We start from the raw sequence: 11,689 nt of genomic DNA, 5'->3' as shown, positions 1-11,689 counted from the left end.
CAACCCTAAAACCGTAAAAGGAAAGTACCCTGTGAGTACCTTCCTGGAGAGCGCATATTATTTTCCCTGGCGTGATGCGATGAGGATTAACAGGGAAGTACTATTATATAATCTTTTAAAATTGAAATATTACTTCACAACGAAAATCTGACCACAGACAAGATGATTTACTTTTAAGTTAGTAGGAGTGGAGAAAAGGAAGTTGAGCATAATTTCGAGTTGTTAATTTGAAAAGCGATTCGTTAAAACTAAATTACAGTATTACACCTAATTTTTTAGTTAAATTTTGTTAAATCGTTTCGCAGCTTAAAGCCGGATTATTTCTGGTCTTTATTTAACCAGATTTTCCTGTAATTTTTTCTCGATGTCTTTGGCGTTTAATATCAGTGCAGAGAATTGTGGGTCTGATTTTACCAGTAAAAACTTTCCGTTCGGAAGGATGATTGCTGAGGTTCCACACGAAGTGGCCTCTTTAAATAATAATTTCTTAAGAAAGCCCGAATCGGTTTCTATCTCTAAACCTTTCGATTTAATCGGACTGAAACTTTTTCCTACCTCACGGTATTGGTAAATGGCAACTTTTGGCCTCGCCTCGGCTTTTTCGAGAATGTTTTTCTGAAAGGCCCACCTTACATTGTTCAGGAACTCTGGGTTCTGATAACTAAGGTCTTTCCAGCAGTCGTCTTTATTTAAATAGTATTTAATGATAATGGTATCTTTTAAAGCAAGCCTTTGGTTTTCTTTTAAAAAAAGATGCAGGGAATCTACCTGTAAATCGGTTAATGTTCCTGCCTGATAGCGCTTAGTTTCATCCAGATATAGTTTTGGTGAACAGCTATATGTCGCAATAGCAATAACAATTAAGGCAAATAACTGCAGTTTGATTTTGTTAAGGTTTTTCATTTGTGTGAGCATTAAAGTTGAATTCTCCTGGTTAAATTTAGTCATTCAGCCAGGAAAATTCTTAAGACATAAATTTATAACTAAAATTTAAGTCTTAAACTGTTTTGATATTTTTTTATAATATTATCACTTAACCTTTTAATATTTTGGTTTTTTCGGCATCAAATTCTTCCTGTGATAAAATACCGGCATCCAATAATTCTTTCAGATCTAACAGTGCCTGTTTTTTTGATGTGATATCATTTTTAGCTGGTTCTGCACTGTTTTCAGCAGGTGCTGCACCCTTGATTGGCTGATTAGAAATGTTTGAGGGGCCAAATTGTAACAAGAGTTCGGTAATTTCATTAAAACCCTTAATGTTAGAATAATCTATTGCTTTTTGTTCCTTTACATTTACAATGGTAGGGTCTGCTGATTTTTCGAGTAAAAATTTTACCGCATCTTTTTTACCATTGGCAGCCGAGTAATGTAAGGCGGTATTCCCGCTTTCATCCTGGATATTAACATTGGCACCTTTTTCTGTTAATAGCTTTAACATACTTAAATGTCCGCTTTTGGCGGCTACATGTAACATGCTTTCGCCGCCGTAGTTGTAATTATTATCGAAAGAGAAGCTGGCCGATATGGAAATGTTATTGGCGGTTTCTACCCATTCTAAATACGAATACATCGAATCATCCTTACCCGAGAGTGGTTTTGCATAGTTTACATCTACCCCATGGCTTAGAAATAAATCGACAATTTCTTTCTGGTTATTGGCGCAGGCATACCAAATGGGAGATAAACCATCTTTTGAAGAAACAAATACATCTGCACCTTTTTCTACCAATATTTTGGTTAACATCCGGTTGGCATCATAACAGGCAATTAATAAGGCCGATTCTCCGGCGTGATTAACATGGTTGATATTTCCACCCTTATCGAGAATAAGCTCAACCATAGGTGTGTTTTTAGATTTAACCGCAAAAATTAATGGTGAATCGCCGTGTTTATTGGTGGTGTTGATGTTGGCGCCAAATTCCAGTAATTTTTGAACAACTTCCTTATTCCTCCAGCTTGCCGCAATAAGCAAAGGGGTTTCTGCCTCGTTATTTTCACCATCCACTTCAAGGCCTTGATCGATCAGTTTTTCCAATACTTCAATTTGTCCGCTTTGAGCGGTGAGGTGTAATAAACTATTGCCTTTAAAATCTTTAATATCCACCCTTGCACCTTTATCCAGAAGAAACAATGCGGTTTGTTTCTGTTTTTGTAAACAGGCAAAGTAAAAAGGTGTTTCGCCGGCATGATCTTCATAATCTAAAGCTGCCCCACGATCTATTAAAATCTGCACGAGGTCTAAATATCCACGATGGGCAGCATAGTGAAGTGCTGTTCTGCCTTTTTCATCTGTATACCCTACCTCTACCTCTTGGTTGGCCAATAAAAGTTCGGCTATTTTGCGCTTGCCGCTCTCGCAGGCAATAATAAATGACATCGACATATCTTAAGATTGTTTCATGAGCAGTTCAACTGTTTTTATTTTCAGGTTATCATCAGCGGCCAGCATCAGTGCGCTTTGATCCTGATCATTTGTAACCGCAATATCTGCACCGTTTTCGAGCAGGAGTTTTACTTTTCGGTAAGTTTCTTTTGCTTTTTCTGCTTCGTAGTTTACATTGTAGGCACAAACCTTATGCAGCAGGGTATTCCCTTCATTATCTGTTCTGTTCACATCTACTTGCCCGCTTTCTAAAACGGCCTGTAAAATATCAGCCTGTTTTTCGGCAATGATATCCAAGGGAGTCGTGTCAGCGCCATACCAGGTACTGGCCTGATATAAATCGGCGCCGTCTTCAATCAGTTTTTTAAGGAAGTTGATGCCACTTTCACTATTCGACATCATCCGCACGTATTCGAATAAAAGTGTTTCGCCGTTTTTATTGATCTGATCGAAAGCTGGTGTGGCATAATTACGCAACGTATCGTATATTTTTTCGCTCTGCAAATGTGCCACTGCATAAAAGAAGGCTGAATTTCCATCACGGTCGGTATGATTGGGATCGGCACCATTTTCGAGGAGATAAGCTATTAAGTCTTTCTTGTTAAATTTTATTGCGGTAATTAGTGGGCTTTCCTGCACCACATTGCCTTCATTAATATCTACCCCCTCGTTTAGGAGGATATCGATATAGCCCTTAAGCAGATCAGTAGTCTGCTCATCGTTCAGGTTATAACGGCGGAAACTGCTTTTCACTACCTGATGGATGTAGTTTTCTTCTGCGTTGTTTTTGAAATTAGCCCTGCAACCTGCATTAATACATGCTTTGATTACCCCTAAATTCACCCCGTTTTCGAAGAGATAACTTAATAGTGTTTTCGTGTTTACCTCATCATTTAAGTTGTCGAAATGGGTAATAAATTCATCAAAAAATGCGATATCTTCATCGTCATGCCCAAGGCTGCGGGCAATGGCCTGAAAAATGCTTTTGTCAAAACTGTCGAATTCGTAAATATCGGTTTCGATGGTTTTATCCTTTAACATGAATTGGAGGATTTCGTATTGTTTCGCTCCGACCAGGTTGTCGAATATGGATGATCGATGGTGTTCTTGTAAGCTTTTGGAGAGTTTTTCGCCATTCAGCATAAGGCTTTTAGCTTCGTCGAATTTGCGGGCGTTTAACTGTTGATCTAAAGTAGGTTCGGCCATTTTCAATTAAAAAGTTTAAAATAGATAGATATATAGTTTTAAGGCTACAAAAGTTTAGCCAAAGAAATGGTTCACAAAAAAATATTGGGATATTGCACTAAAGACAGATAAAACTATACCTAATTATGATATGGTCGTGTTTTTTTTTGAAAAGCAATCGCAGTATTCCATTGGTTAATTTCTTACTGCTCTACCTTTCCCGATAAAAATCCTATCGTATGGACACATGTTTCTTTGACTGGATTTTTTAGTTTCTTTGTCTAGAGTGATCGTCATGCTGAACTTGTTTCAGCATCTTTTTCGCTATTAAAAACATTCTGGCCCAAAAAGAACTACCGTTTACGTACGAGTATTAATTTTTTCCGCTCTATGCCGCGGGGGCATACTACTTTGGAGCGCCAAAGTAGCCAAAACGCTTTGTCAATCCAGCATTGTGGCTTCTCACTACCCCATGCTCATCAAAAAACAGCGGCACTTTGTTTTGCTCGGTTCTGCTAAATGAAAGTTGATGAAATATGTTCACAAAACCACTGCGTTTGAGGTTTGTTGGTGCCATTTGGGCTATTCTGCAACTGTTTTTTTGATTCTTCGGCCACTTGGGATTGACGGCGTCCTTCTGTAAGATTTGTGTTTTATTGAAGTTTGTTAACAAAAGGCCTATACTTATCTTAATTATTTGAGTCCACACGCAAAGCCTTATCCCCGGACTTTTCGATCAGGTTTAGTTACGCTATTTTTCTGCTAATATTCCGGTTTTCTGTGCTACAGGCTCAGGTGCATAGCCCTGATCGAAGCGGCATCCCCGATATTTCATCGGGATAAAGCGGAGAGCAGGACTAACTTTAAATATAGTAAATGACTCTGCGCTCCCTAAATACAATGGTATGTTACATTATTATTTCACTACTAAGAAGATTATCGGTTTTTAATAAAATGAATTGCTGATCCAAACCAGAAATAACATTGTGATGTTCCTTAATTCATTCGATTATTTTATCTTTAGGCGATTTTAAGAAGATCGGTTTACCAACCTGGAAACCCATTGAATAATTAACCTTAATAAGCAAAATCAATATAAACATGTCAAATACATCAAAAATTATCTACACCAAAACCGATGAGGCGCCAATGTTGGCAACCTATTCACTGTTACCTATCGTACAAGCTTTTACCGCATCAGCAGGTATTGATGTAGAAACCAGAGATATTTCTTTAGCAGGAAGAATTTTGGCAAACTTTCCTGAGTATTTAAAAGACGATCAAAAAATTGGTGATGCTTTAGCAGAGCTTGGTGCATTGGCTACCACTCCAGAAGCTAACATTATCAAATTACCAAATATTTCTGCTTCTATCCCGCAATTGGTAGGTGCAATTACGGAGTTACAATCGCAGGGTTTTGCCATTCCAAATTATCCTGATAATGCGCAGAGCGATGAAGAAAAAGCAATTAAAGCTAAATATGCAAAAGTTTTAGGCTCGGCTGTAAATCCGGTTTTACGTGAAGGTAACTCTGATCGCAGGGCGCCTAAAGCGGTTAAAAATTATGCAAAACAAAACCCACACTCGATGGGTAAATGGTCTGCAGATTCGAAAACCAAAGTGGCCAGCATGACTGAAGGCGATTTTTATGGTTCAGAGAAATCTACAACGGTTGCTGAAGCAAGTCAGTTTAAAATAGAATTTGTAGCTGCTGATGGTACGGTAACCGAATTAAAAGGTTTATCGCCATTAAAAGCAGGAGAGGTCATTGATAGCTCTGCATTGAGCTTATCGGCATTGAAAACTTTTGTAGCCAAAGAAATTGCTGAAGCTAAAGCCGCAGGCGTATTGTTATCTGCACACTTAAAAGCTACGATGATGAAGGTTTCTGACCCGATTATTTTCGGTGCTATTGTTGAAGTTTACTTTGCAGATGTTTTTACTAAATATGCCGATCTTTTCAAGGAACTGAACATCGACACCAGAAATGGTTTAGGCGACGTTTATGCAAAAATTGCGGGCAACGCTAAACAAGCAGAGGTTGAAGCCGCTTTGGCTCAGGCCATCGAAAACGGACCAGCTTTGGCTATGGTAAATTCTGATAAAGGAATTACTAACCTTCATGTGCCGTCTGACGTGATTGTTGATGCTTCTATGCCGGCAATGATCCGTACTTCGGGACAGATGTGGAACGCAGCTGGTAAAGCACAGGATACCATCGCTTTAATTCCAGATCGTTCGTACGCGGGTGTTTATACCGCAACAATTGATGACTGTAAAGCAAATGGTGCTTTTGATGTAACCACCATCGGTTCAGTACCAAATGTTGGTTTAATGGCTCAAAAAGCTGAAGAATATGGTTCGCATGATAAAACTTTCCAGGCTACCGGTTCAGGAACTATCCGTGTTACTGATGCAGATGGCAAAGTATTTTTCGACCAGAAAGTAGAAAAAGGCGATATCTTCCGCATGTGCCAGACTAAAGATGCTCCAATTCAGGATTGGGTAAAATTAGCGGTGAACAGATCACGTTTATCAGAAACGCCAGCGGTTTTCTGGTTAGATGAAAACAGAGCACACGATAGAGAAATCATCACTAAAGTTAATACCTATTTAAAAGACCACGATACTACAGGTTTAGACATCCGTATTTTAGCGCCGATTGAAGCGACTAAGTTTACTTTAGAGCGTATCCGCAAAGGTTTAGATACCATTTCGGTTACCGGTAACGTATTACGTGATTATTTGACAGATTTATTCCCGATTTTAGAATTAGGAACCTCTGCTAAAATGTTATCTATTGTACCTTTAATGAATGGTGGTGGTTTGTTCGAAACTGGTGCTGGTGGTTCTGCTCCAAAACATATTGAGCAGTTTATCGATGAAGGTTATCTGCGTTGGGATTCATTAGGTGAGTTCCTGGCACTTCAGGCTTCTTTAGAGCATTTATCTCAAACACAGAACAATACAAAAGCGCAGGTATTGGCCGATGCTTTAGATGAGGCTAATGCTAAATTCCTGGCCACTGACAAATCTCCGGGTAGAAAACTGGGTACAATTGATAACCGTGGTTCTCATTTCTATTTAGCTTTATATTGGGCTGAAGCTTTAGCTGCACAAACTAAGGATGCTGATTTGCAAGCGAGATTTGCGCCATTGGCTAAAACTTTATTCGCAAACGAAGCGAAAATTAACGAAGAGTTGATTGGTGCTCAAGGTAAACCTCAGAACATTGGCGGTTACTATAACCCTAATGATGAGCTGGCAAGCAAGGCAATGCGTCCGAGCGAAACATTAAATACTTCTTTGGCTTCTTTATAAGCTAAATTGAGTTGTCAACTTTAATATGCTTCTAGTATGGAAGTTAACAACTCTTAAAATACTTTGGCGTCCTGATATAAAAATCTGGACGCTTTTTTTATGCTGTAGGTTTGTCAGCTTGATTAGTATTTTGTTAGGCGTAAATATTTTTCATTTGGAAAGCAGATGCAGAAGCTTTTGGGTTACAACAGTCCCGCTCCCGCTTCTGCTCCCGATGAAATATCGGCAGCATCCCGCTTTGATAGGGTTTAACGGACTTAAATGGTACAGCTATTTCGGGTAAAATAAACCCGACTAACCACATCATTGCTTTACTGAAATAAAATAGATCCCAATATTTTACCTAAACTTCTTTTCTCCAGTCAAGTAATTAATTTGTTTCGGTATTAACCGTTACCGTACCTCCTAAACTTGCCTGGGTATTATTTTCGGCCTGCGTGAGGGATAGAAATGGAAAGCCCGCATCCCGATTTTTCATCGGGGAGGACTTGCAGTGTATAGCCCGACCCTTGCGTAGCTTGGGGCACGCCCTAATAATTGGAAGATTCTCTGCTGGAAACAAACCTTATCAATATCATTTTGTTATATTCATATAAATTAATAGGAGACCCATATCATGGCAAATAACGAGAATAAAGGATCGCAGGATAAAATACATAGTACGACAGAAAATAGCGAAATTAATAAAGAAAACCTGGCTTATGATGAACGTAAGCAGAGTTACGAGCTCGATGTGAAAGGTACAGATGCAGATTACGACCATCCGATGGGTTACCAAACCGTAGCTGCCGGTGCTAAAGATGACGATTCTACTTACGATGAGGCCAATCCTTATGTTGGGGATGAATATGCCAGAGATGAAGATATCGTAAACGATGAACTGGAAGAACTGGGTATGCACGTAGATAACGGAGAAAGCGTAAAACTAAGCCCCGAAGATGAAATTCTTGCCCGTACACCGGAGGATAACCGTGATGATTTAGATGAAGAAGGATACCCGATTAACGATACACCGAAGAACATTTAGCAGTTTGCAAGCGGCAGTTTTTAACCGCCAAGAACTGAAAGCTGTTAACCGAAAACTGGCTAAGGATTGATATCTAAATTAAATCTGCGGCGCAATTCGTCCAGCTTTGGGTTTTTGTTAACCAGATAATCATACTTTTCGCGGTTACCGTAAAGCCTGTTTTCTATCTTGCGCTCCATGAGTTTATAGGTAACCTCAACACCAAAGTTCCGAAGCTCGTTCCGTAAGAAATTTAAAAGTTCAACCGATTCTTGTTGTACAAGATGTTCCTGTGTTTTGCTCTCTACCGAAATCTCAATCAGCTCAGGATTTAAAAGTGTTGGCGCAAAATTATTTAAGATGGTGAACAGATTAATCCTATCGGTAGCCTTCATCCTTTGGGTAAAGGCATTCCACACTTCCAGTAAACGATCGTAACTAAAAGGTTCCCGGGCTTCGCCGGTAACTTTCTTTGGTCCTTCATCATCATCTCCCTGGGCTACACGTTCCAGATCATTTAATGAAGGGATCAGTGTGCTTACCGCATTTGCTTTCGGGATATTGATACTGATGGAAGTGGCAGATGGCGGCGGACCGACCCTGGGTGTTTCTTTAGGTTTTTCTGCTGCAGGACCAGTGGATAAAACTGTACTTTTAACAGCAGGCGCTACATCCTGAACCGTAATTGGGCTTTCAGTATGTGGCTTTGGGGTTTCGGCCTGCCCGGCTACGACATTAGTTTTTTTTTTATCCTGATCTACGTCAGTTGCTGTGTTATTAGGGCTTAAAGGCTGTTGTGCTAAATTGACGACCGACCGGATATGGCACATTTTTATCAGTGCCAGCTCTACCTGTAAACGTTGGTTTTTAGAATTTTTGTAATTCAGATCGCAGGTATTGGCCAGGTTTAATGCCGTTAACAAAAACGATAATTCTGTTTGCCTGCACTGATCAAGGTATTTTTGTTTAATGTTTTCGCTAACTTCTAATAGTTTAATCGTCGATGCATCTTTACCTACCAATAAATTACGGAAGTGTGAAGCAAGGCCATTTATAAAGTTATTACCATCAAAACCGTTATTTAAAATTTCGTCGAACAGGAGGAGGGTTTGGCTAACTTCTGCTGCGGTTAAATAAGCGGTGAGTTTGAAAAAATAATCGTAATCTAAAATATTAAGGTTATCGATTACCGCCTTATAAGTAATGTTCTTGTTTGCATAACTGGCAATCTGATCGAACATCGAAAGCGCATCACGCAGTCCACCGTCTGCCTTTTGGGCAATAATGTGTAAACCATCGCTTTCAAAAGCAATATTTTCGCGCTGGGCAATAGTTGACAGGTGACTGGCAATATCTTCCACCTGGATCCGGTTGAAATCAAAAATCTGGCAACGCGATAAGATGGTGGGCAGGATTTTATGTTTCTCGGTGGTGGCGAGGATAAAAATAGCATATGAAGGCGGTTCTTCCAGTGTTTTCAGAAAGGCATTAAATGCACTCTGCGATAACATGTGAACCTCATCAATGATATAAATTTTATATTTTCCGGCTTGTGGTGGTATCCTAACCTGCTCAATTAAGCTACGGATATCATCAACAGAGTTGTTTGAAGCCGCATCTAATTCGTGAACATTAAATGAATGCCCGTTCTGGAAAGAAAGACAATTGTCGCATTGGCCACAAGCTTCCATTTCTGCTGTAGGGTTAGTACAGTTAATGGTTTTTGCAAGGATACGTGCGCAGGTTGTTTTACCCACTCCACGAGGCCCGCAAAATAAAAATGCCTGGGCAAGCTGATTGTTTTTAATGGCATTTTTTAACGTACCTGTAATATGCTGCTGGCCAACAACGGTTTCGAAGGTGGCTGGGCGGTATTTACGGGCAGAAACGATAAAATTTTCCATCGGCACGAAAATAGGAAAAATTTAAGTGTTGTAAGGTTGAAAAGTAGAAATGTGGAAAAGTTGCAAGGTTGAAAAGTTGGAGGGTTTAGTTTATAGTAGGATAAGACCTGAGGCAAAAGTTTGAGGTTAAAGGAATAACGTTATTGATGATATTTGTAAAATAGCTTATACCTTTCCTCAAACGAGTTAAAGCTACCAAAAGTAAGTTCAATCGCTTTTTCGGTATCGTAACCCTGGGTGTTTAATTTTATTATTTTTTTGAGCAGGTCTGTTCTTTTGGATTTTATAAAAAAGTAGATCACACTATAGGCCGTATTGTAATTGTCGTCTATATCATGACCATAAAATGAACCGCTGTATATTTTAAAGAAATTTTTTAACCTTTCGGTGTCTTTTGAATCTATCCCAGCCTTTATACTTTTAATTCTACCGCTTTGTGGATAGGAGTATAAATTCCCCTCACTGTCGAAATCCAGTGTTTCGAAAAACTCTGCAAGCCCTTCGTTTAGCCATTTGGGCGATTTTTTAAAATTAAACTGGAAAATACTATGACTAGCCTCATGGAGTGCTACCGAAATGAAATCGCTGCTCTTGTAAACAAAGGCTTCGTTAATGGCGGCAATGTAAAATCCGGTACTATTTACTGGTGCACTATATGTTTTTTGCGCAGCCCGGTAATCTTTACTTTTTCCGTATAGATTTATTTTTACCGGGGCCGTAATGTTTTCTCTTGTTTCGAAAATTTCGTTACAAAACATGCGTTCATAGGCAATCAGTTTCTCAATTTTCTTTTGCTCGGTTTCACTTATTTTGCAGTTAACAAAATTAATATCCACATACTGGGCGTAAAGAGACAGGCTGATGAGGTTTGAGAATATCAATAACAGGAATTTGTTCATATTCATTTATTTAATCAGCGATTTAAGTTCGTGACGGTATTCGGAAGCGCTTTTGCCGGTAAACTCCTTAAATAATTTATTAAAATGGCTAAAGTTGTTAAAACCGCTTTCGTAAGAAATATTGGCAATGCTGGTCGGTTTTTCGGCCAAAAGTTTTGAGGCGTGGACAACGCGGTATTCGTTTACGAAATGTGTAAATGTTTTCTTGGTGATTTTTTTGAAATAACGGCAAAATGAAGGAACAGTCATACTCGACATTTCCGCAATATGTTGTAAGCTGATCTGCTCCTGGAAATGATCTTTTACATAGTTAAAAATCATATTAATGCGGTCGTTATCCTGAACCTGCATTTCCATCGAAAATCCATCGGCGTTTAAGATCTTGTAATCTTTTGCATGTTCAAGTTCTTTTAATACACTGAGTAAAGTTAAAAGTCGTTCAAAAGGCGGCAGATCGTCCATCATTTCTATCCTGTCGCCCACTATTTGCATGGTTTCAGGGCCAAAGGCAATTCCGGCCTTCGATTTATCGAACAATTCTTGTATGCCTCTGATTTCCTGCAGGCCCAAAAAAATGCTACCCAAAAAATCGGGTTTCATCTGGATAACAGTTTCGTTTTTGTTTCCGGTATTGGTATCGGTAAAGCCACAATGGGGGAGGTTGCTGCCAATCAGGATCAAGTCGCCTTCGGTGTAATAGGAAACGTGACTGCCAATCTGCCTTTTCCCGGCACCGCCATTCACAAACACCATTTCAATTTCGGGGTGGTAATGCCAGAGGTGCGCCATATTGTTGGCGTTCTCTACATATTTCGAATAATAAAATGAACTTCCGAAAGAAGGTTCAACAACCTCAAAACTAGGCTTCATGGTTTGCTAAATTATTGTTCTAAAATACGTAAAAAATATGCTTTATTATAGCTTTTGTTAAAATAACAGTTAACCAGGGGTAATATAGCATAGATATTGGAAAATATGCAATCACCTA

At 39.2% G+C, this 11,689-nt stretch carries 8 protein-coding genes; 2 read left to right on the top strand and 6 right to left on the bottom strand.

What is annotated here, in order from left to right; genetic code table 11:
• Positions 1–330 precede the first annotated feature (330 nt).
• The 3 genes from AC07YT_RS08235 to AC07YT_RS08225 all read right to left on the bottom strand — a co-directional run bounded on the left by AC07YT_RS08235 (position 331) and on the right by AC07YT_RS08225 (position 3,592).
• Positions 331–903, bottom strand: coding sequence for a hypothetical protein (locus AC07YT_RS08235; protein ID WP_494945270.1), 573 nt, complete (start codon positions 901–903; stop codon positions 331–333).
• A gap of 130 nt (positions 904–1,033) precedes the next feature.
• Positions 1,034–2,386: an ankyrin repeat domain-containing protein gene (locus tag AC07YT_RS08230; RefSeq protein WP_086545065.1), complete on the bottom strand. Its 1,353-nt coding sequence runs from the start codon at positions 2,384–2,386 to the stop codon at positions 1,034–1,036.
• 3 nt (positions 2,387–2,389) lie between these two features.
• Entirely contained in the window at positions 2,390–3,592 is a 1,203-nt protein-coding gene (locus AC07YT_RS08225) for an ankyrin repeat domain-containing protein (protein ID WP_086545066.1), read from the bottom strand.
• Positions 3,593–4,672: 1,080 nt separating this feature from the next.
• Here AC07YT_RS08225 and AC07YT_RS08220 point away from each other — a divergent pair.
• Positions 4,673–6,892, top strand: a complete 2,220-nt coding sequence (locus tag AC07YT_RS08220) for an NADP-dependent isocitrate dehydrogenase (protein WP_086545068.1) — start codon at positions 4,673–4,675, stop codon at positions 6,890–6,892.
• Positions 6,893–7,508: 616 nt separating this feature from the next.
• Positions 7,509–7,919, top strand: a complete 411-nt coding sequence (locus tag AC07YT_RS08215) for a hypothetical protein (RefSeq protein WP_086545069.1) — start codon at positions 7,509–7,511, stop codon at positions 7,917–7,919.
• 59 nt (positions 7,920–7,978) lie between these two features.
• On the opposite strand, the gene AC07YT_RS08210 is transcribed toward AC07YT_RS08215, so the two are convergent.
• From AC07YT_RS08210 to AC07YT_RS08200, 3 genes are all read right to left on the bottom strand, one after another.
• Positions 7,979–9,802 carry a DNA polymerase III subunit gamma/tau gene (locus AC07YT_RS08210; protein ID WP_086545070.1) on the bottom strand — a complete coding sequence of 608 codons (1,824 nt, stop codon included), beginning with the start codon at positions 9,800–9,802 and terminating at the stop codon, positions 7,979–7,981.
• Positions 9,803–9,942: 140 nt separating this feature from the next.
• Entirely contained in the window at positions 9,943–10,701 is a 759-nt protein-coding gene (locus AC07YT_RS08205) for a DUF1570 domain-containing protein (protein ID WP_494945269.1), read from the bottom strand.
• A gap of 6 nt (positions 10,702–10,707) precedes the next feature.
• Positions 10,708–11,571, bottom strand: a complete 864-nt coding sequence (locus AC07YT_RS08200) for an AraC family transcriptional regulator (protein ID WP_086545072.1) — start codon at positions 11,569–11,571, stop codon at positions 10,708–10,710.
• Between the last annotated feature and the right edge of the window lie 118 nt (positions 11,572–11,689).

The organism is Pedobacter sp. GW460-11-11-14-TSB4 (genome assembly GCF_059423705.1).
This window is presented reverse-complemented; position numbering and strand designations above follow the sequence as displayed.

Excerpts from the sequence above, each read along its gene's own strand:
- AC07YT_RS08235 (WP_494945270.1), bottom strand. The coding sequence starts at position 903 with ATGAAAAACCTTAACAAAATCAAACTGCAGTTATTTGCCTTAATTGTT.
- AC07YT_RS08230 (WP_086545065.1), bottom strand. The coding sequence starts at position 2,386 with ATGTCGATGTCATTTATTATTGCCTGCGAGAGCGGCAAGCGCAAAATA.
- AC07YT_RS08225 (WP_086545066.1), bottom strand. The coding sequence starts at position 3,592 with ATGGCCGAACCTACTTTAGATCAACAGTTAAACGCCCGCAAATTCGAC.
- AC07YT_RS08220 (WP_086545068.1), top strand. The coding sequence starts at position 4,673 with ATGTCAAATACATCAAAAATTATCTACACCAAAACCGATGAGGCGCCA.
- AC07YT_RS08215 (WP_086545069.1), top strand. The coding sequence starts at position 7,509 with ATGGCAAATAACGAGAATAAAGGATCGCAGGATAAAATACATAGTACG.
- AC07YT_RS08210 (WP_086545070.1), bottom strand. The coding sequence starts at position 9,802 with ATGGAAAATTTTATCGTTTCTGCCCGTAAATACCGCCCAGCCACCTTC.
- AC07YT_RS08205 (WP_494945269.1), bottom strand. The coding sequence starts at position 10,701 with ATGAACAAATTCCTGTTATTGATATTCTCAAACCTCATCAGCCTGTCT.
- AC07YT_RS08200 (WP_086545072.1), bottom strand. The coding sequence starts at position 11,571 with ATGAAGCCTAGTTTTGAGGTTGTTGAACCTTCTTTCGGAAGTTCATTT.